This is a genomic window from Geodermatophilus sp. TF02-6 (assembly GCF_003319115.1).
Classification (GTDB): Bacteria; Actinomycetota; Actinomycetes; order Mycobacteriales; family Geodermatophilaceae; genus Geodermatophilus.
The window spans coordinates 13,171-35,225 of record NZ_QOHF01000021.1 but is presented as its reverse complement, the minus strand read 5'-3'; the positions used below and the strand labels follow the sequence as shown (position 1 = coordinate 35,225).

At 70.4% G+C, this 22,055-nt stretch carries 18 protein-coding genes; 3 read left to right on the top strand and 15 right to left on the bottom strand.

The genetic code is table 11. The features are described 5' to 3' along the window. Window position 1: 1 nt before the first annotated feature. The 8 genes from rplW to rpsL form a co-directional block, all read right to left on the bottom strand. On the bottom strand, window positions 2–304 hold the full coding sequence (gene rplW / locus DQ238_RS17580; RefSeq protein WP_113782554.1) for a 50S ribosomal protein L23: 303 nt from the start codon (window positions 302–304) through the stop codon (window positions 2–4). Then, the gene (gene rplD / locus DQ238_RS17575; protein ID WP_233496058.1) at window positions 301–1,017 is read right to left on the bottom strand and encodes a 50S ribosomal protein L4; all 717 of its coding nucleotides are present in this window, start codon (window positions 1,015–1,017) and stop codon (window positions 301–303) included. The genes rplW and rplD overlap by 4 nt, the downstream gene beginning before the upstream one ends. A 131-nt stretch (window positions 1,018–1,148) precedes the next feature. Next, complete coding sequence (rplC, locus tag DQ238_RS17570; RefSeq protein WP_113782553.1) at window positions 1,149–1,814, bottom strand: 50S ribosomal protein L3; 666 nt, start codon at window positions 1,812–1,814, stop codon at window positions 1,149–1,151. Between the two features lie 9 nt (window positions 1,815–1,823). Further along, a complete protein-coding gene (gene rpsJ / locus DQ238_RS17565; protein WP_014742859.1) occupies window positions 1,824–2,129 on the bottom strand; it encodes a 30S ribosomal protein S10 in 306 nt (101 codons plus the stop codon). A 168-nt stretch (window positions 2,130–2,297) separates the two neighbouring features. Beyond that, a complete protein-coding gene (gene tuf, locus DQ238_RS17560) occupies window positions 2,298–3,491 on the bottom strand; it encodes an elongation factor Tu (protein WP_113782552.1) in 1,194 nt (397 codons plus the stop codon). Window positions 3,492–3,662: 171 nt separating this feature from the next. Further along, window positions 3,663–5,762 carry an elongation factor G gene (fusA, locus tag DQ238_RS17555; RefSeq protein WP_113782551.1) on the bottom strand — a complete coding sequence of 700 codons (2,100 nt, stop codon included), beginning with the start codon at window positions 5,760–5,762 and terminating at the stop codon, window positions 3,663–3,665. A gap of 166 nt (window positions 5,763–5,928) precedes the next feature. After that, window positions 5,929–6,399 carry a 30S ribosomal protein S7 gene (gene rpsG / locus DQ238_RS17550; RefSeq protein ID WP_113782550.1) on the bottom strand — a complete coding sequence of 157 codons (471 nt, stop codon included), beginning with the start codon at window positions 6,397–6,399 and terminating at the stop codon, window positions 5,929–5,931. 1 nt (window position 6,400) lies between these two features. Beyond that, entirely contained in the window at window positions 6,401–6,775 is a 375-nt protein-coding gene (gene rpsL / locus DQ238_RS17545) for a 30S ribosomal protein S12 (protein WP_012950487.1), read from the bottom strand. Between the two features lie 547 nt (window positions 6,776–7,322). On the opposite strand from rpsL, the gene DQ238_RS17540 reads away from it, so the two are divergent. The 3 genes from DQ238_RS17540 to DQ238_RS17530 all read left to right on the top strand — a co-directional run bounded on the left by DQ238_RS17540 (window position 7,323) and on the right by DQ238_RS17530 (window position 9,709). Then, window positions 7,323–8,294, top strand: a complete 972-nt coding sequence (locus DQ238_RS17540) for a hypothetical protein (protein WP_113782549.1) — start codon at window positions 7,323–7,325, stop codon at window positions 8,292–8,294. A gap of 76 nt (window positions 8,295–8,370) precedes the next feature. Beyond that, window positions 8,371–8,586 (top strand): hypothetical protein, encoded by a 216-nt coding sequence (locus tag DQ238_RS17535; protein ID WP_113782548.1) that lies wholly within the window; start codon window positions 8,371–8,373, stop codon window positions 8,584–8,586. 79 nt (window positions 8,587–8,665) lie between these two features. Then, entirely contained in the window at window positions 8,666–9,709 is a 1,044-nt protein-coding gene (locus tag DQ238_RS17530; RefSeq protein ID WP_113782547.1) for an LLM class F420-dependent oxidoreductase, read from the top strand. Between the two features lie 310 nt (window positions 9,710–10,019). On the opposite strand, the gene DQ238_RS17525 is transcribed toward DQ238_RS17530, so the two are convergent. From DQ238_RS17525 to nusG, 7 genes are all read right to left on the bottom strand, one after another. After that, a complete protein-coding gene (locus tag DQ238_RS17525) occupies window positions 10,020–13,925 on the bottom strand; it encodes a DNA-directed RNA polymerase subunit beta' (protein WP_113782546.1) in 3,906 nt (1,301 codons plus the stop codon). Between the two features lie 165 nt (window positions 13,926–14,090). Beyond that, window positions 14,091–17,483 carry a DNA-directed RNA polymerase subunit beta gene (rpoB, locus tag DQ238_RS17520; protein WP_113782603.1) on the bottom strand — a complete coding sequence of 1,131 codons (3,393 nt, stop codon included), beginning with the start codon at window positions 17,481–17,483 and terminating at the stop codon, window positions 14,091–14,093. 715 nt (window positions 17,484–18,198) lie between these two features. Next, window positions 18,199–18,597 carry a 50S ribosomal protein L7/L12 gene (rplL, locus tag DQ238_RS17515; RefSeq protein WP_113782545.1) on the bottom strand — a complete coding sequence of 133 codons (399 nt, stop codon included), beginning with the start codon at window positions 18,595–18,597 and terminating at the stop codon, window positions 18,199–18,201. Between the two features lie 18 nt (window positions 18,598–18,615). Next, complete coding sequence (gene rplJ, locus DQ238_RS17510) at window positions 18,616–19,200, bottom strand: 50S ribosomal protein L10 (protein WP_113782544.1); 585 nt, start codon at window positions 19,198–19,200, stop codon at window positions 18,616–18,618. 415 nt (window positions 19,201–19,615) lie between these two features. Beyond that, on the bottom strand, window positions 19,616–20,335 hold the full coding sequence (rplA, locus tag DQ238_RS17505; protein WP_113782543.1) for a 50S ribosomal protein L1: 720 nt from the start codon (window positions 20,333–20,335) through the stop codon (window positions 19,616–19,618). 252 nt (window positions 20,336–20,587) lie between these two features. Then, complete coding sequence (gene rplK, locus DQ238_RS17500; RefSeq protein WP_113782542.1) at window positions 20,588–21,016, bottom strand: 50S ribosomal protein L11; 429 nt, start codon at window positions 21,014–21,016, stop codon at window positions 20,588–20,590. A 133-nt stretch (window positions 21,017–21,149) separates the two neighbouring features. Further along, window positions 21,150–22,028, bottom strand: a complete 879-nt coding sequence (gene nusG, locus DQ238_RS17495; protein WP_233496056.1) for a transcription termination/antitermination protein NusG — start codon at window positions 22,026–22,028, stop codon at window positions 21,150–21,152. Window positions 22,029–22,055: the final 27 nt, after the last annotated feature.

The window sequence follows — 22,055 nt, the reverse complement described above, 5'->3', positions numbered from 1 at the left end:
CTCAGGCGCCCGGGCCGCCGAAGATCTCGATGCGGTCGCCCGGGGCGAGTGAGACGATCGCGCGCTTGGTGTCCTTGCGCTTGCCCATCCGGTTGCCCCGGCTCCGCTTGCGCTTGCCCGGACGGTTGACCGTGTTCACGCCGAGGACCTTCACGTTGAAGATCTGCTCGACAGCGATCTTGATCTGCGTCTTGTTGGCCTCGGGCAGGACGACGAACGTGTACTGGTTCTCGTCCAGCAGCCCGTAGCTCTTCTCCGAGATGACCGGGGACAGCAGGACGTCCCGGGGGTCGCGGACGCTCATGCCCTCTCCTCAGCGTCGTCGGTGGTGGTGTCGACGTCGACGGTGCCCTCACCCTCCGCCGGCGCGATCGACGGGACGGCACCCGGGATGTCCGGCGTGGTCAGGTCCGGCTTCACGGCGTCCACGTGCCTGCCCCTGGTCGGTCCGGCGACGAACTCGGCGAGGGCGGCTTCGGTGAAGACGACCTCGTCGGCGACCAGCACGTCGTAGGTGTTGAGCTGGCCGGCCTCGATGAGGTGCACCTGCGGCAGGTTGCGCAGGCTGACCCAGTTGAGGACGTCTGCGCGGTCGAGGACGACGAGCACTCGCTTGGCCTGCGTCACGGTGTTCAGCGCGGCGAGCGCGGCCTTGGTCTTCGGGGCGTCCCCGTCGACGAAGGTGCTCACCACGTGCACGCGGTCCTCGCGGGCCCGGTCGGAGAGTGCACCGCGCAGCGCGGCGGCCTTCATCTTCTTCGGGGTCTTCTTCGTGTAGTCGCGCGGCTGCGGGCCGTGGACCGTGCCACCGCCGGTGAACTGCGGAGCGCGGGTCGAACCCTGGCGCGCCCGACCGGTGCCCTTCTGCCGGTACGGCTTGGCGCCACCGCCGCTGACCTGGCCGCGGGTCTTCGTCGCGTGCGTGCCCTGGCGCGCGGCGGCCAGCTGGGCCACCACGACCTGGTGCATGAGCGCGACGTTGGCCGAGGCGTCGAAGAGCTCACCGGGCAGCGTCACGCTGCCGGCGACCTCTCCCGCCGGGGTCCGGACGTCGACCTGCCGGTCGGCCCGGGCCGGGATCGACCCTGCACGCGTAGACCCTGCACGCGTAGACCCTGCACTCGTAGACCCTGCACGCGTAGACGCTGTCACTGGTTGTCACTCCCCACGGGGCCGGCCTTGACGGCCGAGCGGACGAGCACGAGGCCGCCCTTCGGGCCGGGGATCGCGCCCTTGATCAGCAGCAGGCCCCGCTCGGTGTCGACCCTGTGCAGGTTGAGCGAGAGGGTCGTCGTCTTGACCGCGCCCATGCGGCCGGCCATGCGCAGGCCCTTGAAGACCCGAGCGGGGGTCGAGGCCCCACCGATGGAGCCGGGCGACCGGTGCTTGCGCTGGGTGCCGTGCGCGGCGCCGAGACCACGGAAGCCGTGGCGCTTCATGACGCCGGCGGTGCCCTTGCCCTTGCTGGTGCCGATGACGTCGACCTTGGCGACGCCGTCGAAGACCTCCGCGGTCAGCTCTTGGCCGACCGTGTAGTTCGAGGCGTCCTCGGTGCGCAGCTCCACCAGGTGTCGCCGCGGCGCAACCCCGGCCTTGGCGAAGTGCCCGCCCTCGGGCTTGTTCACCTTGCGGGGGTCGATCTCCCCGAAGCCGAGCTGGACGGCGGAGTAGCCGTCGACCTCGGGGGTGCGCACCTGGGTCACCACGCACGGACCCGCCTTGACGACGGTCACCGGCACGATGCGGTTGTTCTCGTCGAAGACCTGGGTCATGCCCAGCTTCTCGCCGAGGAGACCACGGAACGTGCTCGCCATGACTCCCCCTTACTGGATGTTCACGTCGACCGAGGCCGGCAGGTCGATGCGCATGAGCGCGTCGACCGTCTTCGGCGTCGGGTCGAGGATGTCGATGAGGCGCTTGTGCGTCCGCATCTCGAAGTGCTCCCGCGAGTCCTTGTACTTGTGCGGGGACCGGATGACGCAGTACACGTTCTTCTCCGTCGGCAGCGGCACCGGGCCGACGACGCGCGCACCGGTCTTGGTCACCGTGTCGACGATGCGCCGCGCCGAGGCGTCGATCGCCTCGTGGTCGTAGGCCTTCAGCCGGATGCGGATCTTCTGTCCCGCCATCGCTGTCCTCTGCTCCTGCCGATCGGTGTCTGTTCCTGGCTGGGGTGAACGCCGGGAGGTCCGAACCGTCATCCGGTCTGGCCCCAGCGGGGTGGGTGGCGGCGCGCACAGAGCACGGCCACCCGGGGACGGGCGGCGGCCGGGTCGACCGCCGCCCGTCGCGGGGTGCTACTTGATGATCTTCGTGACGCGACCGGCGCCGACGGTGCGGCCACCCTCGCGGATGGCGAACCGCAGGCCCTCCTCCATGGCGATCGGCTGGATCAGCTCGACCGTCATCTCGGTGTTGTCACCCGGCATGACCATCTCGGTGCCGGCTGGCAGGGTCACGACGCCCGTGACGTCCGTGGTCCGGAAGTAGAACTGCGGACGGTAGTTGTTGAAGAAGGGCGTGTGACGGCCACCCTCGTCCTTCGAGAGGATGTAGACCGAACCCTCGAAGTTGGTGTGCGGGGTGATCGAACCCGGCTTCACGACGACCTGACCGCGCTCGACGTCCTCGCGCTTGATGCCGCGCAGCAGCAGACCGACGTTGTCACCGGCCTGGCCCTGGTCGAGCAGCTTGCGGAACATCTCGACGCCGGTGACGGTGGTCTTGGTCGAGGACGGACGGATGCCGACGATCTCGACCTCCTCCGACACCTTGACGACGCCGCGCTCGACGCGACCGGTGACGACGGTGCCGCGACCGGTGATGGTGAAGACGTCCTCGACCGGCATGAGGAACGGCTTGTCGACCTCCCGCTGCGGCTCGGGGATGGCGGTGTCGACGGCGTTCATCAGCTCCATGAGCCGGTCGCCCCACTCCGCGTCGCCCTCGAGGGCCTTGAGCGCCGAGACGCGCACCACGGGGACGTCGTCACCGGGGAACTCGTACTCGGACAGCAGCTCGCGGACCTCCAGCTCGACGAGCTCGAGGATCTCCTCGTCGTCGACCATGTCGGCCTTGTTCAGCGCCACGACGATGTAGGGGACGCCGACCTGGCGGGCCAGGAGGACGTGCTCCTTGGTCTGCGGCATCGGGCCGTCGGTGGCGGCGACCACCAGGATGGCGCCGTCCATCTGCGCCGCACCGGTGATCATGTTCTTGATGTAGTCGGCGTGCCCGGGGCAGTCGACGTGCGCGTAGTGCCGGTTCTCGGTCTGGTACTCGACGTGCGCGATCGAGATCGTGATGCCGCGCGCCTTCTCCTCGGGCGCCTTGTCGATCTGGTCGAAGGCCGACACGGCGTTGAGGTCGGGGTACTTGTCGTGCAGCACCTTGGTGATCGCCGCGGTCAGCGTGGTCTTGCCGTGGTCGATGTGCCCGATGGTGCCGATGTTGACGTGCGGCTTGGTCCGCTCGAACTTGGCCTTGGCCACTGGTTCCTCTCCTCGTGGTCTCGCGTCGTGCGCGAACTCTGGGGTGGGCTTGCTGGGGGCCCGGGCGGGGCTGCCCCCGCCCGGCAGGTCACTCGCCGGTCGCCTCCGCGATCTGCACGGCTCGGCTCCGGACGAACTGCGCTCCTCGGTCGCTGACGCTCCCTGCGGTGCTCATTCGCCCGTCGCCTTCGCGATGATCTCCTTGGCGACGTTCTGCGGGACCTCGGCGTACGAGTCGAACACCATGGTGTAGCTCGCCCGCCCCTGGGTGCGGCTGCGCAGGTCGCCCACGTAGCCGAACATCTCCGAGAGCGGGACCAGGGCCCGGACGACGCGGGCGCCGGAGCGCTCCTCCATCGCCTGGATGATCCCGCGCCGGGAGTTCAGGTCGCCGATGACATCGCCCATGTAGTCCTCGGGCGTGACGACCTCGACGGCCATCATCGGCTCGAGCAGGGCCGGGTCGGCCTTGCGCGCGGCCTCCTTGAAGACCATCGAGCCGGCGATCTTGAAGGCCATCTCCGAGGAGTCGACCTCGTGGTACTGGCCATCGACGAGGGTGGCCTTCACACCCACCACCGGGTAGCCGGCCAGGATGCCGTACTGCATGGCGTCCTGGATGCCCTGGTCGACCGAGGGGATGTACTCCCTCGGGATGCGACCACCGGTGACGGCGTTCTCGAACTCGTAGGTGGCCGAGTCGCCGCTGACCGCCAGCGGCTCGAGGGTGACCTGCACCTTGGCGAACTGGCCGGACCCACCAGTCTGCTTCTTGTGGGTGTAGTCGACCTTCTGGACGGCCCTGCGGATCGTCTCCCGGTAGGCCACCTGCGGCTTGCCGACATTGGCCTCGACCTTGAACTCACGCCGCATGCGGTCGACGAGGATCTCCAGGTGGAGCTCACCCATGCCGGAGATGACCGTCTGACCGGTCTCCTCGTCGAGCTTGACGCGGAAGGTCGGGTCCTCCTCGGCCAGCTTCTGGATGGCCGTGGAGAGCTTCTCCTGGTCACCCTTCGTCTTCGGCTCGATGGCCACGTCGATGACCGGGTTCGGGAAGGTCATCGACTCGAGGATCACCGGGTTCTGCGGGTCGCAGAGGGTGTCACCCGTGGTGGTCTGCTTCAGGCCGACGACAGCGACGATCTGGCCGGCGCCCACGCCCTCGCGCTCCTCGCGCTTGTTGGCGTGCATCTGGTAGATCTTGCCGATCCGCTCCTTGCGGTCCTTGGTGCTGTTGAGCACCGGGGACCCGGAGGAGACCCTGCCCGAGTAGACGCGGACGTAGGTCAGCTTGCCGAGGTGCTGGTCGGTCTGGATCTTGAACGCCAGGGCCGAGAACGGCTCGGCCTCGTCGGCGTGCCGGACGACCTCGGTCTCGCCGTCGAGCGCGGTACCGACGATCGCCTCGATGTCCAGCGGGCTGGGCAGGTAGTCGACGACGGCGTCGAGCAGGGGCTGCACGCCCTTGTTCTTGAACGCCGAGCCGGTGAAGACCGGGTTGACCTGACCCGCGATGGTCGCCTTGCGGATGGCGGCCTTGAGGGTCTCGACGGAGATCTCCTCGCCGCCGAGGTAGGCCTCCATGATGGCGTCGTCGGTCTCGGCGACGGCCTCCAGCAGCTTCTCGCGGTACTCGGCGGCGGAGTCGGCGAGGTCGACCGGGACCGCCTCGACCGCGTAGTCCTCACCCTTCTGCGTCTCGCCGCGCCAGGTCAGGGCCCGCATCTCCACGAGGTCGACGACCCCGACGAAGTCGGACTCCGCGCCGATCGGCAGCTGCATGACCAGCGGGTTGGCGCCGAGCCGCTCGACCATCATGTCGACGCAGCGGAAGAAGTTCGCGCCGGTCCGGTCCAGCTTGTTGACGAAGCAGATGCGCGGGACGCCGTACTTCTCCGCCTGCCGCCAGACCTGCTCGGTCTGCGGCTCCACGCCGGCGACCCCGTCGTAGACGGCGACGGCACCGTCGAGCACCCGCAGGGACCGCTCCACCTCGACGGTGAAGTCGACGTGCCCCGGGGTGTCGATGATGTTGATGTCGTAGCCGTTCCAGGAGCACTTCGTCGCGGCGGACGTGATGGTGATGCCGCGCTCCTGCTCCTGCTCCATCCAGTCCATCGTGGCCGCGCCGTCGTGGACCTCACCGATCTTGTAGTTGATACCGGTGTAGAAGAGGATGCGCTCGGTCGTGGTGGTCTTACCGGCGTCGATGTGCGCCATGATCCCGATGTTGCGGGTCTTGGCGAGGGCGGCCTGGGTGTCGGCCATCAGTCTCTCCTCGTGGGTTCGCAGTGCACGTGCGGGTCGTCCAGGGGTGGCCCGGACCACCCGCCGGCCGCGGGGGCTGGCGGGGCCAGCGGAGTGCACTCAGCGGCGGTGCAGCGGCTGGGGATGCCGGGACGTCACCAGCGGTGTACCGGCGACCGTCGTGACGTCACCAGCGGTAATGGGCGAAGGCCTTGTTCGACTCGGCCATCTTGTGGGTGTCCTCGCGGCGCTTGACCGCAGCTCCCAGACCGTTGCTCGCGTCGAGCAGCTCGTTCATCAGGCGCTCGGTCATCGTCTTCTCGCGACGGGCCCGGCTGTACTGGATCAGCCAGCGCAGCCCGAGCGTGGTGCTCCGCGAGGCCCGGACCTCCACCGGCACCTGGTAGGTCGCACCACCGACGCGGCGGCTGCGGACCTCGAGGGCCGGCTTGACGTTGTCCAGCGCGCGCTTGAGCGTGACCACCGGGTCGGTGTCGGTCTTGGCCCGGCAACCCTCGAGGGCGTCGTAGACGATCGACTCGGCGACCGAGCGCTTGCCGTCGACGAGCACCTTGTTGATCAGCTGGGTGACCAGCGGCGACTGGTACACCGGGTCGGCGACCAGCGGCCGACGCGGCGCGGGGCCCTTGCGCGGCATGTCAGCTCTTCTCCTTCTTCGCGCCGTACCGGCTGCGAGCCTGCTTGCGGTTGCGGACACCCTGGGTGTCGAGCGAGCCGCGGATGATCTTGTAGCGCACGCCGGGGAGGTCCTTCACGCGGCCGCCGCGCACGAGCACCATGGAGTGCTCCTGCAGGTTGTGGCCGACGCCCGGGATGTAGGCGGTCACCTCGATGCCACTGGTGAGGCGGACGCGAGCGACCTTGCGCAGCGCCGAGTTCGGCTTCTTCGGCGTCGTCGTGTACACGCGGGTGCAGACCCCACGACGCTGAGGGGAGCCCTTCAGCGCCGGGGTCTTGGTCTTCTCGACCTTGTCCTCGCGGCCCTTGCGGACCAGCTGGTTGATCGTGGGCATGGGTGGCCTGGATCTCCTACCTGCGCTGGGTCGTGCTGTGGACGGTGCTCTGCTGTACCGGGTGCCGGTCCTGCCGGGGTCGAGTCCGTCCCCGGCCGCGGACCGCCACCGGTCCCCGCGGTCGGGCGTGTCGCCCTCCTCGGGACCGGCCGGCTGGTCGAACCGGATCGGTCGCCCCCCGCGACTCGGCGCCACCACCTACCGGCAGGCGCACCGCGAACGGGAGCAGGCCCAGGGCACCCTGGGCACGGCTGACCACGATACCCGCGTGCCCGGAGCCGGTCAAAGCCGGATCGGCCACACCGTGGCGGTCAGCAGACACCGTCCGCCGGGGTACGTGGAGGTCAACGGCGGCTCGTCCCGGGTTGTTCCCGGGCGGCCGGACCTGGCGGTGGGCCGACTCTACCGGCGTCCGCGGCGCGGCAGGCGCGCGGCGCGCACGACACCCCCGGACCGGACGCCCAGGGATCTCGCGGCGCACGTTCCTGTCGTACCCGGGCCCTACGGTCGGTGGCAGGACGCCCACCCAACGCCACCGGAGGATCTCGTGCACGTCGACCTGGCCCGCGAGCTCAAGGCCCAGCTGAGGGTGCGGGCGGCCGAGTCCGCCGGTCCGGTCACCGCCAGGGACCTCGACGGGCGGCGCTGGGTGCGACCGGCTCTTGGCCTGACCCCGGTCGGCCCCGACCAGGCCCACCTCGCCGTCCGCCTGGCGGCCAGGCAGGACGCCGACGTCCTGCTGTCCGGTCTGGACGACGCGGTGCTCGACCAGCTCGACGTCCGGGTGATCGGCGCCGTCCGCGCGCTCTCCTCCCCCGCCCCGGACGAGCTGCAGCAGCACGTCCGCCCGCTGCGCCCGGGGTCGTCGGTCGCCCACCCCGCGGTCACCGCCGGGACCCTCGGGGGCTTCGTGCGGTGCGGCGGGCGCCTGGCGGTGCTGTCGAACAACCACGTCCTGGCCGCGGGCGGCGCCGCCTCGGTCGGCGACCCGGTCCTGCAGCCGGGGCCGGCCGACGGCGGGGTCCTGTCCACCGACCGGGTGGCGACGCTGGCCGCCTTCGAGCGGTTCACCGCCGGCCGACGCAACCTGGTCGACGCCGCGGTGGCGGTCGTCGACCCGGAGGTCCCCGTGGAGCCGGGACGGCTGCCCGGCGGCCCGCTGGCCCACGAGCCGCTCCGGGTGGACGACGTGGACCCCGACGAGCGCGTGGAGAAGGTCGGCCGCACGACCGGGCACACCGCGGGCCGGGTCAGCGCCGTGGAGGTCGACGGCGTCACCGTGCAGTACGACGAGGCGGTGTACACCTTCGACGGCCAGGTGGAGGTCGACGGGCTCGACGGGGCGTTCAGCGCGGGCGGCGACAGCGGCTCGGTGATCTGGCGCAGCTCGGACCGGGCACCGCTCGGCCTGCTCTTCGCGGGCAGCGACACCGGGGGGCGCGACGGCGGCGGGGTCACCTTCGCCAACCCGCTGGTCACGGTCCTCTCCGTGCTCGACCTGCAGTGGGTCGCCTCGTGACCCCTCCCCGCGCCTGCCGGCCCTCCACCCCGTCGGAGGCCTGTCGCGGTGGGCTGATCGAGGGCACCATGGGGCCATGACCGACCGCGCCTCCGCCCGGGCCGCCAAGAGCGCTCTCAGCCAGCGGCTGGCCGCCGACCCGGGCGTCGTGGGCGTGGGCCTGGCCCGTCGGGACAGCGGGTACGTCGTCAAGGTCGACCTGGCCGACGTGCACGCGGCCGCCCGGGTCCCCGGCGACGTGGACGGCGTCCGCGTGGTCACCGAGGTCGTCGGGGTCGTCCGGCCGCTCTGAGCCCGGTCGCGCCCCCGGCCGGTGCCGATACGGTCGGCCCGGCGCCGACGGTGGCGCCGCCGAGCCTTGAGGAGTGGACGTGCGCATCGGCATCCAGGCCAGCTACAGCGGCGGGTTCCGCCAGACCGCCGCGGAGATCCGCGACCTCGAGTCCGCCGGGCTCGACCTCGCGATGGTCGCGGAGGTGTACACCTTCGACGCGGTGAGCCAGCTCGGCTACCTGGCCGCGGTGACCGACCGAGTCGAGCTCATGAGCGGCATCTTCCCCGTCTACAGCCGCACCCCGGCGCTGCTCGCGATGACCGCCGCGGGCCTGGACTTCGTGTCCGACGGCCGCTTCACCCTCGGTCTGGGCGCCTCCGGCCCGCAGGTCATCGAGGGGTGGCACGGCGTCCCCTACGACGCCCCGCTGCAGCGCACCCGCGAGATCGTCGACATCTGCCGGCAGGTGTGGCGCCGGGACCGGCTGGTCCACGAGGGCCCCAAGTACACGGTCCCGCTCCCACCCGAGCAGGGCACCGGCCTCGGCAAGCCGCTCAAGCTGATCAACACCCCGGTGCGGGACCGGATCCCAGTGCTGCTGGCCGCCATCGGCCCGAAGAACGTCGAACTGGTCGCGGAGGTCGCCGAGGCCTGGGAACCGATCTTCTTCGTCCCGGAGAAGGCGGCATCGGTCTGGGGCGGGTCGTTGGCCGCCGGCCGGGCCAGGCGCGACCCCGCCCTGGGTGAGCTGCAGGTCGTCGTCGGCGTCCCGGTGGCCATCGGGGACGACGTCGAGCCGATGGTGGACCTGGTCCGTCCCCAGCTGGCCCTCTACATCGGTGGCATGGGCGCGCGGGGCAAGAACTTCTACAACGACCTCGCCCGGCGCTACGGCTACGAGGACGAGGCCCGCACCATCCAGGACCTCTACCTCGACGGACAGAAGGACGAGGCCGCGGCCGCCGTCCCCGAGGACCTGATCCGCACCGCCTCGCTGATCGGGCCGGAGTCCCACGTGGCCGAGCGGATCGCCGCCTTCCGGGAGGCGGGGGTGACCACGCTGGTGCTCCAACCGCTCGACGGCAGTCCCGAGGGCCGCCTGCGCACGGTCGAGAGGATGCGCCGGCTGGCGGATCGGTAGATCGCAGGTCCCGTCACGTGGTGCGAGAGGCCCCGTAGACCCCCGGCACATGTGTCCTCGGTGCCTCCGCGCGTCGTCGTCCTGGCTCACCGTCGCGCGTCCCAGCTCACGGTCGCGCGTCCTGGCTCACCGTGGACCCTGAGCCAGGACGCCGGATGACCAGCTGACCTGATCATCCGGATACCCCACACACGGGAGGGCCCCGCAGACCTCGCGATCTGCGGGGCCCTCCCAGGTGACGTGCTGGAACGGCCGCCCCCTGCAGGGTCCCGCTACGAGCCTGCGAGTAGCGGGGAGCAGGGGGTGTTTTTCAGCCTCGCCAGTCGTACTCCTCCAGACGCACGGCCTCGCCGGTGCCGGAGCCGAAGACGTCCGGGCTGTAGTACTGCCCGTCGTCGTAGCCGGCCATCGTGTAGACGGCGGCGCGGGCCTCCTCGGTCGGCTCGACCGTGATGTTCCGGTAGCGGCTGATGCCGGTACCGGCCGGGATCAGCTTCCCGATGATCACGTTCTCCTTGAGGCCGAGCAGGCTGTCGCTCTTGCCCTGGATCGCCGCGTCGGTGAGCACCTTGGTCGTCTCCTGGAAGGAGGCGGCCGACAGCCACGACTCGGTCGCGAGTGAGGCCTTGGTGATGCCCATCAGGACCGGGCGGGCCGAGGCCGGCTCGCCGCCCTCGGCGACGACGCGGCGGTTCTCGGTCTCGAACAGGGTCCGCTCGACCAGCGCACCGGGCAGGAACTCCGTCGCACCCGAGTCGATGATGGTCACCCGCTTGAGCATCTGCCGGATGATCACCTCGATGTGCTTGTCGTGGATCGACACGCCCTGGCTGCGGTAGACCTCCTGGACCTCGCGGACCAGGTGCAGCTGCACCTCGCGCGGGCCCATGATCCGCAGCACCTCGTGCGGGTCGACCGCACCCTCGGTGAGCTGCTCGCCGACCTCGACGTGGCCGCCGTCCTCGACCCGCAGCCGCGAGCGACGCGACAGCCTGTCGTAGACGACCTCGTCGGAGCCGTCGTCCGGGACGATGGTCAGCTTGCGGAACTGCTCGCCGTCCTCGATGCGGACGGTGCCGGCCAGCTCGGCGATCGGCGCCTTGCCCTTGGGGACGCGGGCCTCGAAGAGCTCCACCACACGCGGCAGACCGTGGGTGATGTCCTCACCCGCGACACCACCGGTGTGGAAGGTGCGCATCGTCAGCTGGGTGCCGGGCTCACCGATCGACTGGGCGGCGATGATGCCGACCGCCTCGCCGACGTCCACCAGCTTGCCGGTCGCCAGCGAGCGGCCGTAGCAGGTGGCGCAGGTGCCGAGCAGCGACTCGCAGGTCAGGACGCAACGGACCTTGACCTCCGAGACGCCGGCGTCGATCAACTGACCGATCAGCACGTCACCGAGGTCCTGGCCGGCCTGTGCGATCAGCGTGCCGTCCTCGGCCACCACGTCGGCGGCCAGGGAGCGGGCGTACACGCTGGTGGCGACGTGCGCGTCCCGGGTGAGCTGCCCGTCGACCGCGGTCGCGATCGGCATGACCACGCCACGGTCGGTGCCGCAGTCCTCCTCGCGGATGATGACGTCCTGGGAGACGTCGACCAGCCGGCGGGTGAGGTACCCGGAGTCCGCCGTCCGCAGCGCGGTGTCGGCCAGACCCTTGCGGGCACCGTGCGTGGAGATGAAGTACTCCAGCACGGACAGACCCTCCCGGAAGTTGGCCTTGATCGGCCGCGGGATGATCTCGCCCTTCGGGTTGGCCACCAGGCCGCGCATACCGGCGATCTGGCTGATCTGCATCATGTTGCCCCGGGCACCCGAGTTGACCATGACCCAGACCGGGTTGGTGGTCGGGAAGTTGTCCACCATCGCCTGGCTGACCTCGGCCCGCGCGCGGGTCCAGATCTCGATCAGCTCGCCGCGCCGCTCGGCGTCGGTGATGACGCCGCGCTCGTACTGCCGCTCGATCTGGCGCGCCTCGGCCTCGTGCCGGTCGAGGATCTCCTGCTTCGCCGGCGGGGTGACCACGTCGTCGATGGCGATCGTGACGCCCGCGCGGGTGGCCCAGTGGAACCCGGCCGCCTTGAGGGCGTCCAGCGACGCCGCCACGTGCACCTTGGGGTAGCGCTCGGCGAGGTCGTTGACGATCGCCCCGAGCTCCTTCTTCGGCACCTGGTAGTTGACGAAGCGGTAGTCCTCGGGCAGGGCCTCGTTGAACAGCACCCGGCCCAGGCTGGTCAGCACCGTCGCCGGACCACCCGGCACCCAGTCCGCGGGCTGCTCCCACGGCTCGTTCACCGAGCCGTTGTCGACGCCGAAGACCTCGTCGAGGCGGATCCAGGCCCGCTCCTGCAGACCCAGGGCGCCCTTGTCGAAGGCCATGACCGCCTCGGCCGCCGACGAGAAGGACGCCGGCTGGCCACCGTCGGCCTCGTACCGGCTGGGCACCAGGGTGGTCAGGTGGTACAGGCCGAGCACCATGTCCTGGGTCGGCGCGGTGATCGGGCGACCATCGGCCGGGGACAGGATGTTGTTGCTCGACAGCATCAGGATCCGGGCCTCGGCCTGCGCCTCGGCCGACAGCGGCAGGTGCACCGCCATCTGGTCACCGTCGAAGTCGGCGTTGAACGCGGTGCAGACCAGCGGGTGGATCTGAATGGCCTTGCCCTCGACCAGCTGCGGCTCGAACGCCTGGATGCCCAGGCGGTGCAGCGTCGGCGCGCGGTTGAGCAGCACCGGGTGCTCGGTGATGACCTCCTCCAGCACGTCCCAGACGACGGGACGGGCGCGCTCGACCATCCGCTTGGCGGACTTGATGTTCTGCGCGTGGTTGAGGTCGACCAGCCGCTTCATGACGAAGGGCTTGAACAGCTCCAGCGCCATCTGCTTGGGCAGGCCGCACTGGTGCAGCTTCAGCTGCGGGCCGACGACGATGACCGAACGGCCCGAGTAGTCGACGCGCTTGCCGAGCAGGTTCTGCCGGAACCGGCCCTGCTTGCCCTTGAGCAGGTCCGACAGCGACTTCAGCGGGCGGTTGCCCGGGCCGGTGACCGGCCGGCCGCGACGGCCGTTGTCGAACAGCGCGTCCACGGATTCCTGCAGCATCCGCTTCTCGTTGTTCACGATGATCTCGGGCGCGCCGAGGTCGAGCAGCCGCTTGAGCCGGTTGTTCCGGTTGATGACCCGGCGGTACAGGTCGTTCATGTCGCTGGTGGCGAACCGCCCACCGTCGAGCTGGACCATCGGGCGCAGGTCCGGCGGGATGACCGGGACGCAGTCGAGCACCATGCCCATGGGCGAGTTGCGGGTCTGCTGGAACGCCGCGACGACCTTGAGCCGCTTGAGGGCCCGCAGCTTGCGCTGGCCCTTGCCGCTGCGGATGGTCTCGCGCAGCGCGGCGGCCTCGGCGTCGAGGTCGAAGTCGGCGAGCAGCTTCTGCAGCGCCGCGGCACCCATGCCGCCCTCGAAGTACTCACCGAAGCGGTCACGCAGCTCGCGGTAGAGGCCCTCGTCGGCGATGAGCTGCTTGACCTCGAGCTTGCGGAAGGTGTCGAGCACCTCCTCGAGGCGGTCGATCTCCCGCTGGGCGCGGTCGCGCAGCTGGCGCATCTCGCGCTCGCCGCCCTCGCGCACCTTGCGGCGGACGTCGGACTTCGCACCCTCGGCCTCGAGCTCGGCGAGGTCGGCCTCCAGCTTCTGCTGGCGGGCCTCCACGTCGGCGTCCCGGCGGGACTCCAGGTTGTGCTTCTCCGCGCTGATCTCGGCCTCGATGGTCGGCAGGTCGCGGTGACGCGCCTCCTCGTCGACCCCGGTGATCAGGTAGGCGGCGAAGTAGATGATCTTCTCGAGGTCCTTGGGCGCCAGGTCGAGCAGGTAGCCCAGGCGCGAGGGGACACCCTTGAAGAACCAGATGTGGGTGACCGGCGCGGCCAGCTCGATGTGGCCCATCCGCTCGCGGCGGACCTTGGCCCGGGTCACCTCGACGCCGCAGCGCTCGCAGATGATGCCCTTGAACCGGACCCGCTTGTACTTGCCGCAGTAGCACTCCCAGTCCCGCGTGGGACCGAAGATCTTCTCGCAGAAGAGACCGTCCTTCTCCGGACGCAGTGTCCGGTAGTTGATGGTCTCGGGCTTCTTCACCTCACCGTGGCTCCACTGGCGGATGTCGTCGCCGGTGGCCAGCCCGATGCGGAGCTCGTCGAAGAAGTTGACGTCGAGCAAAGGGACCCCTTTCCGGGGCTAGTTACTGGACTTCTAGATCAAGGTCTTGGTTGGAGGGCCCCCGTGCAGGGTCCCGCCGTCGGCCCCGTCTCGGGTCCCACCCTGAGCTTGCGAAGGGTGGGGAGGACGGGGTCCTTCCACGGCGGGGTGCACGGGGGCCCTCACTCACACGTCCTCGACGCTGGAGGGCTCGCGGCGGGACAGGTCGATGCCCAGCTCCTCGGCGGCCCGGAAGACCTCGTCGTCGGTGTCGCGCAGCTCGATCGCCTGACCGTCTCCGGAGAGGACCTCCACGTTCAGGCAGAGCGACTGCAGCTCCTTGAGCAACACCTTGAACGACTCCGGGATTCCCGGCTCCGGGATGTTCTCGCCCTTGACGATCGCCTCGTAGACCTTGACGCGGCCCAGGATGTCGTCGGACTTGATGGTGAGCAGCTCCTGCAGCGCGTAGGCCGCGCCGTAGGCCTGCATCGCCCAGCACTCCATCTCACCGAAGCGCTGGCCACCGAACTGCGCCTTACCACCCAGCGGCTGCTGCGTGATCATCGAGTAGGGGCCGGTCGACCGGGCGTGGATCTTGTCGTCGACCAGGTGCAGCAGCTTGAGGATGTAGACGTAGCCCACCGAGATCGGCTCCGGGAACGGCTCCCCGGAGCGGCCGTCGAACAGCCGGGCCTTGCCGGTCGGCGCGACCATCCGCTGACCGTCGCGGTTCGGGGTCGTCGAGCCGAGCAGGCCGACGATCTCCTCCTCGCGGGCGCCGTCGAACACCGGCGTCGCCGTCCGGGTGTCCGGCGCGGCCGAGCGGGCCACCTCGGGCAGGTTGGCCGCCCACTCCGGGTCGCCCTCGACCTGCCAGCCGGACCTGGCCACCCACCCGAGGTGGGTCTCCAGCACCTGGCCGACGTTCATCCGGCCGGGCACGCCCAGTGGGTTGAGCACGATGTCGACCGGGGTGCCGTCCTCGAGGAACGGCATGTCCTCCACCGGCAGGATCTTGGCGATGACGCCCTTGTTGCCGTGGCGGCCGGCGAGCTTGTCACCGTCGGAGATCTTGCGCATCTGGGCCACGTAGACCCGGATCAGCTCGTTGACGCCGGCGGGCAGCTCGTCGCCGTCCTCGCGGGAGAACACGCGGACGCCGATGACCTTGCCGGACTCGCCGTGCTTGACCTTCAGCGACGTGTCGCGGACCTCGCGGGCCTTCTCGCCGAAGATCGCCCGCAGCAGCCGCTCCTCGGGAGTCAGCTCGGTCTCGCCCTTGGGCGTGACCTTGCCGACGAGGATGTCGCCGGGGACGACCTCGGCGCCGATGCGGATGATGCCGCGCTCGTCGAGGTCGGCCAGCACCTCCTCGGAGACGTTCGGGATGTCCCGGGTGATCTCCTCGGCGCCGAGCTTGGTGTCGCGGGCGTCGACCTCGAACTCCTCGATGTGGATCGAGGACAGCACGTCGTCCTGCACGAGGCGCTGGGAGAGGATGATCGCGTCCTCGTAGTTGTGGCCCTCCCACGGCATGAAGGCGACGAGCAGGTTCTTGCCCAGCGCCATCTCACCCTGGTCGGTGCACGGCCCGTCGGCGATGACCTGGCCGGCCTCGACCCGCTGCCCCTCGTCCACGATCGGGGTCTGGTTGATCGAGGTGCCCTGGTTGGAGCGGCGGAACTTCAGCAGCCGGTAGGTCTGCCGGGTGCCGTCGTCGGCCATGACGGTGACGTAGTCGGCGGTGGCGTCCTCGACCACACCGGACTTCTCGGCCACGACCACGTCGCCGGCGTCCACGGCGGCCCGCAGCTCCATGCCGGTGCCCACCAGCGGGGCCTCGCTGCGCAGCAGCGGCACGGCCTGACGCTGCATGTTGGCGCCCATGAGCGCGCGGTTGGCGTCGTCGTGCTCGAGGAACGGGATCATCGCCGTGGCGACCGAGGTCATCTGCCGCGGGGAGACGTCCATGTAGTCGACGTCGGCCGGGGGCAGGTAGTCGACCTCACCGCCCTTGGTGCGGACCAGGACGCGGTCCTCGGCGAACCGGCCCTGGGCGTCCAGCGGCGAGTTGGCCTGGGCGACGACGAAGCGGTCCTCCTCGTCGGCGGTCAGGTAGTCGATGGAGTCGGTGACCACACCGTTCTCGACCCGGCGGTACGGGGTCTCGATGAAGCCGAACGCGTTGACCCGGCCGTAGGCCGACAGCGAGCCGATCAGGCCGATGTTCGGGCCCTCGGGGGTCTCGATCGGGCACATCCGGCCGTAGTGGCTCGGGTGCACGTCGCGGACCTCCATGCCGGCCCGCTCACGCGACAACCCACCCGGGCCCAGCGCCGACAGGCGGCGCTTGTGGGTCAGGCCCGCCAACGGGTTGGTCTGGTCCATGAACTGCGACAGCTGGCTGGTGCCGAAGAACTCCTTGATGGAGGCGACGACCGGCCGGATGTTGATCAGGGTCTGCGGCGTGATCGCCTCGACGTCCTGGGTGGTCATCCGCTCGCGGACCACGCGCTCCATGCGGGAGAGGCCGACCCGGATCTGGTTCTGGATCAGCTCGCCGACGGTGCGCAGCCGGCGGTTGCCGAAGTGGTCGATGTCGTCGACGCCGTGGTCGGGCTCGCCGGCGTGCAACCGGACGACGTACTCGATGGTGGCGACGATGTCGTCCTCGGTCAGCGTCAGGGTGCTCTGCGGCACGTCGACGCCGAGCTTCTTGTTGACCTTGTAGCGGCCGACCTTGGCCAGGTCGTAGCGCTTGGGGTTGAAGAAGAGGTTCTCCAGCAGCGCCTGGGCGCTCTCCCGCGTCGGCGGCTCGCCCGGCCGCAGCTTGCGGTAGATGTCGAGCAGCGCCTCGTCCTGGCCCGCGATGTGGTCCTTCTCGAGGGTGGCCAGCACCGTGGGCGACCAGCCGAAGTGCTCGCGGATGCGGTCCTCGGTCCAGCCGAGGGCCTTGAGCAGGACGGTCACCGGCTGGCGGCGCTTGCGGTCGATGCGGACGCCCACGGTGTCGCGCTTGTCGACGTCGAACTCCAGCCACGCACCGCGGCTGGGGATCACCTTGGCGCTGAAGACGTCCTTGTCCGACGTCTTGTCCAGGGTCTTGTCGAAGTAGACCCCGGGGCTGCGGACCAGCTGGGAGACGACGACGCGCTCGGTGCCGTTGATGACGAACGTGCCCTTGTTCGTCATGATCGGGAAGTCGCCCATGAACACCGTCTGGCTCTTGATCTCGCCGGTGGTGTTGTTCATGAACTCGGCGGTGACGAACAGCGGCGCAGCGTAGGTCATGTCCTTGTCCTTGCACTCCTCGAGGGACGCCTTGACGTCCTCGAAGCGCGGGTTGGAGAAGGACAGCGACATCGAGCCGCTGAAGTCCTCGATCGGGGAGATCTCCTCGAGGATCTCGGCGAGGCCGCCGACGGCGGTGGCCTGCTCCGCGGGCGGGAGGGTGGCTCGCCACTCGGGGCTGCCGATCAGCCAGTCGAACGACGCGGTCTGCAGGGCCAGCAGATCCGGCACCTCGAGCGGCTCGGAGATCTTGGCGAACGAGACGCGCAGCGGCGCGCCGGGGATCTTCTGCTGGTCGGCCTCACCGGTGCGGGGGCCGGACTGCGGGGCCTGCGGGGTGGTCTGGGTGGTGGGTGACTCGGTGGGGCTGGCGGAGATGCTGGTGGGGCGAGAGCCTGCCAAGATGCGTCCTTCCAAGGACCTCACGACGTGCGGGCGGGGTTCTGGTCGTCCTGGGTCGTCGTCGGTGGTGGCGGCGCCGTCCCGCTGGCCTGCGAGGAGGTCCTGCACGGACGGTCGGGGGCGTCCTGGGCGGTGTTCCCGGGCACCCCAGGCGACCCGTCTACAGCGGGCAAGCAGGCAGAGGGCAGCGCAACAGAGAATCCTACCCCTGCACGGGCGGGCTGTCCACGTCGGGTGGCCGGTGGCGACCAGGACCACACCCGGGAAGGTCAGCCGGCCCGGCGGGGCGGGCCGGGGCCGTCCGCGACGGCAGGGCCATCATGCCAGCCCGAGGGCGCCTGTGGGGCTGCCACGCCCGGAAGGACCCCGCTGCCCCCCGCGCCTCGTGAGAGGACCCCCTGCCCCCGCCACTCGCGAGCTCGCGGCGGGGCCCTGCAGCGGGGCCGCCCGAGACGCCGCAGGGGCCGCCCTCCGGGTGGAGGACGGCCCCTGGTGAACGCGGTGGAACGGCCCCGGCGCAGTAACAGGACCTCGTCCCCCTCAGCCCTCGCAAGCTCGGGCCGAGCCTCCGGACGAGGCCGGGGGGCGCCGGGGTCCTCTACTTGACGGTGACGGTGGCGCCGGCGCCCTCGAGAGCGGCCCGGGCCTTGTCCGCGGCGTCCTTGGCGACCTTCTCCAGGACCGGCTTCGGCGCGCCGTCGACCAGGTCCTTGGCCTCCTTGAGGCCCAGCGAGGTCAGGCCGCGCACCTCCTTGATGACCTGGATCTTCTTGTCACCGGCGCTCTCGAGGATGACGTCGAACTCGTCCTGCTCCTCGGCGGCGGCCGCACCGGCGTCGCCACCGCCGCCACCGGCGGCCGGGGCGGCCGCGACGGCGACCGGAGCAGCGGCGGTGACCTCGAAGGTCTCCTCGAACTGCTTCACGAAGTCGGACAGCTCGAGCAGCGTCATCTCCTTGAACGCGTCGAGCAGCTCCTGGGTGGACAGCTTGGCCATGATCTCTCCTCGGGTGGGTCAGTCGGTGCCGGCCGCGGCGGGGGCGGCGTCGGCGGTGTCGGGGGTGGTGTCAGCAGCAGCGGGCGCGCCCTCGGACCGCTTGTCCTCGAGCGCCGCGGCCAGCCGGGCGACCTGGGCCAGCGGGGCCTGGAACAGACCCGCGGCCTTGCTGAGGTTGCCCTGCATCGCGCCGGCCAGCCTGGCCAGGAGCACCTCACGAGGCTCGACGTCGGCGAGGGCGGTGACCTCACCGGCATCGACCGTGCGGCCCTCGACCACGCCGCCCTTGACGACGAGCAGCGGGTTGGCGCGTGCGAAGTCACGGATGGCCTTGGCGGCGTTCACCGGGTCGCCCTCGATGAAGGCGATCGCGGTCGGCCCGCTGAGCAGCGGGGCCAGGTCGGCGAACCCGACCTGCTCCGCGGCCCGCTTCGTCAGGGTGTTCTTGACGACGGCGTAGCTGCTGCCCTCACCGAGGGAACGGCGCAGCTGGGTCAGCTGGGCCACGGTCAGCCCGCGGTACTCGGTGAGCACCGCCGCGCTGGACGACTGGAACCGCTCGGTGATCTCGTCGATCACCGCGGCCTTCGCCTGCGTGGGCATGGGCCTCCTCTCGTCTGTCGGGCGACCACCGGCCGGCGCCCTGGGGCTCGACCGGCCCCGGAGACGAGGAACGCCCCGGCGCAGGGCGCACGGGGCGAGGGACGCAGCACGGGTGCCGCGTCGATCGGACCGTCCTCCTGCGCGGGCCGCCCGTGAATCCGGGACCTTCGATCACACGCGGACGTGCGACGACCAGCGGTCTTGGGGGAACGCCGAGCAGCATACGCCACAGCGGGTGGACGCCGCTGCCGCCGTCCTCCCCGGGCCCGGTCCCCGACCGACCCGGTGACGCGCGAGGGCCCCGCAGCGCCGATGCGCTGCGGGGCCCTCGTCGACCCCGTCCCGGGTCCCGCTCCGAGCCTGCGAGGAGTGGGGAGGACGGGGTCCTTGGACGGTGGGGAGCAGGGGTCCTTCCTCAGGCGGTCGGCTCGTCCGCCGTCAGGTTGCGGGTGCGGTTCGGGTCGACCGGGATGCCCGGCCCCATGGTCGTGGAGACGGTGACCTTCTTCAGGTACCGGCCCTTGGCCGCCGCCGGCTTGGCCCGCAGGACCTCGTCCAGCGCCGCGGCGTAGTTCTCCACCAGCTTGGTCTCGTCGAACGAGGTCTTGCCGATGACCAGGTGCAGATTGGCCTGCTTGTCGACGCGGAAGTTGATCTTCCCGCCCTTGATGTCGCTGACGGCCTTGGCGACGTCGGGGGTCACCGTGCCGGTCTTCGGGTTCGGCATCAGGCCGCGCGGACCGAGGATGCGGGCGATCCGGCCGACCTTGGCCATCTGGTCCGGCGTGGCGATCGCCGCGTCGAAGTCCAGGAAGCCGCCCTGGATGCGCTCGATCAGGTCGTCGGAGCCGACGACGTCGGCGCCGGCCGCCTCGGCCTCGGCGGCCTTGGGTCCGGTCGCGAAGACGATGACACGGGCGGTCTTGCCGGTGCCGTGCGGCAGGTTCACCGTGCCGCGGACCATCTGGTCGGCCTTGCGCGGGTCGACGCCCAGGCGCATGGCCACCTCGACGGTGGCGTCGTAGGACGTCGGCGACGTCTCCTTGGCCAGGGTGGCCGCCTGCAGCGGGGTGTACAGGGCGTCGCGGTCGACCTTGGCGGCCGCCTCGAGGAACTTCTTGCCGTGCTTCGCCATGGTGGTGTCCTCCCTCCGGCACGTCGGCCGGGAGTCGTGGTGCGCGGGCCCGGCGGGAGGCCCTCCCACAGATGAACAGATGAAGGACCCTTTCCTGCCCGCCCCTCGTAGAAGGACCCCGTCCTCCCCGTCCTTCGCAGGCTCAGGACGGGGCCCGGGACGGGGCCGGCGGTGCCCGGGAGAGGGCCGAAGGGCTCGGCGGACGCCGGACCCGTGGTGCGCAACGCCGTCAGGACGACGACGCTTTCCGCCTCACTGGACGGTGATGCCCATCGACCGGGCGGTGCCCTCGATGATCTTCTCCGCCTGCTCGAGGGAGTTGGCGTTGAGGTCGGCCATCTTGGTCTGGGCGATCTCGCGGACCTGGTCGCGGGTCACGGTGGCGACCTTGGTCTTGTGCGGCTCGCCGGAGCCCTTCTCGACACCGGCGGCCTTGAGCAGCATCCTCGCCGCCGGCGGGGTCTTGGTGACGAAGGTGAACGAGCGGTCCTCGTAGACCGAGATCTCGACCGGGATCACGTTGCCGCGCTGCGACTCCGTGGCGGCGTTGTACGCCTTGCAGAACTCCATGATGTTGACGCCGTGCTGACCGAGCGCCGGACCCACGGGCGGGGCGGGGGTGGCCGCACCGGCGTTGATCTGGAGCTTGATGACCGCGGTCAACCGCTTCCTGGGGGGCATGACTTCCTTCTTGACGACGGGGTGGAACGGCCCCGGTGCAGTAGTAGAAGGACCTCGTCCCTCTCAGCCCTGGCAAGCTCGGGCCGAGCCTCCGGACGAGGCCACTCTACGAGTGGGGCGCAACGGGGTCGCCTTACAGCTTCTGCACCTGGTTGAACGACAGCTCGACCGGCGTCTCCCGGCCGAAGATGGAGACGAGCACCTGCAGCTTCTGCTGCTCGGCGTTGATCTCGTTGATCGTCGCCGGCAGGGTGGCGAACGGGCCGTCCATGACGGTGACCGACTCGCCGACCTCGAAGTCGACGACCGCGGTGGGCGCGGCCGTGGTCGTCGCCGCCACCTCGGTCGTCCTGGCCGCCTGCGGGGTGGCGGCCGGGGCGAGGATCTTGACGACCTCGTCGAGGGTGAGCGGCGAGGGACGCGAGGTGGCACCCACGAAGCCGGTCACGCCCGGGGTGTTGCGGACCGCGCCCCACGACTCGTCGTTGAGCTCCATCCGCACCAGCAGGTAGCCGGGGAAGACCTTCCGGTTGACCTGGGTGCGCTTGCCGTTCTTGATCTCGGTGACCTCCTCGGTGGGCACCTCGATCTGGTAGATGTAGTCCTCCATGTCCAGCGACTGGATGCGGGACTCGAGGTTGGTCTTCACCTTGTTCTCGTAGCCCGCGTAGGAGTGCACGACGTACCAGTCGCCGGGGGCGGTCCGCAGCGCCTTGTGCAGCGCCTCGACCGGGTCCTCGTCCTCCTCCTCGTCGAGGTCGGAGGAGGGCGCCGGGGCGGCCAGCGGGTCGCTGGCCAGCGTGTCGGGGTCGCCGCTCTCCACCTCGGGCACCTCGTCGGCCACCTCGGTCTCGGTGTCGAGGTCGGCGGTGTCGACGGAGCCCTCGGCGGCGCCGAGCTCGCCGGCACCGGTCTCGACGTCGACGCTGCCGCGAACGTCGAAGCGGGCGTCGTCGAGGTCGATCGGGCCGACGTCGCTGTCGGTGTCGAAGGGCTCGCGGGGGTCGGTCACGGGGGATCTCTTCCTGGTCGGGGGCGG

Bases quoted from the DNA above. Each gene is read 5' to 3' on its own strand.
- rplW (WP_113782554.1), bottom strand. From the start codon at position 304: ATGAGCGTCCGCGACCCCCGGGACGTCCTGCTGTCCCCGGTCATCTCG.
- rplC (WP_113782553.1), bottom strand. From the start codon at position 1,814: ATGGCGAGCACGTTCCGTGGTCTCCTCGGCGAGAAGCTGGGCATGACC.
- rpsJ (WP_014742859.1), bottom strand. From the start codon at position 2,129: ATGGCGGGACAGAAGATCCGCATCCGGCTGAAGGCCTACGACCACGAG.
- fusA (WP_113782551.1), bottom strand. From the start codon at position 5,762: ATGGCCGACACCCAGGCCGCCCTCGCCAAGACCCGCAACATCGGGATC.
- rpsG (WP_113782550.1), bottom strand. From the start codon at position 6,399: ATGCCGCGCAAGGGCCCCGCGCCGCGTCGGCCGCTGGTCGCCGACCCG.
- rpsL (WP_012950487.1), bottom strand. From the start codon at position 6,775: ATGCCCACGATCAACCAGCTGGTCCGCAAGGGCCGCGAGGACAAGGTC.
- DQ238_RS17535 (WP_113782548.1), top strand. From the start codon at position 8,371: ATGACCGACCGCGCCTCCGCCCGGGCCGCCAAGAGCGCTCTCAGCCAG.
- rplL (WP_113782545.1), bottom strand. From the start codon at position 18,597: ATGGCCAAGCTGTCCACCCAGGAGCTGCTCGACGCGTTCAAGGAGATG.
- rplJ (WP_113782544.1), bottom strand. From the start codon at position 19,200: ATGCCCACGCAGGCGAAGGCCGCGGTGATCGACGAGATCACCGAGCGG.
- rplA (WP_113782543.1), bottom strand. From the start codon at position 20,335: ATGGCGAAGCACGGCAAGAAGTTCCTCGAGGCGGCCGCCAAGGTCGAC.
- rplK (WP_113782542.1), bottom strand. From the start codon at position 21,016: ATGCCCCCCAGGAAGCGGTTGACCGCGGTCATCAAGCTCCAGATCAAC.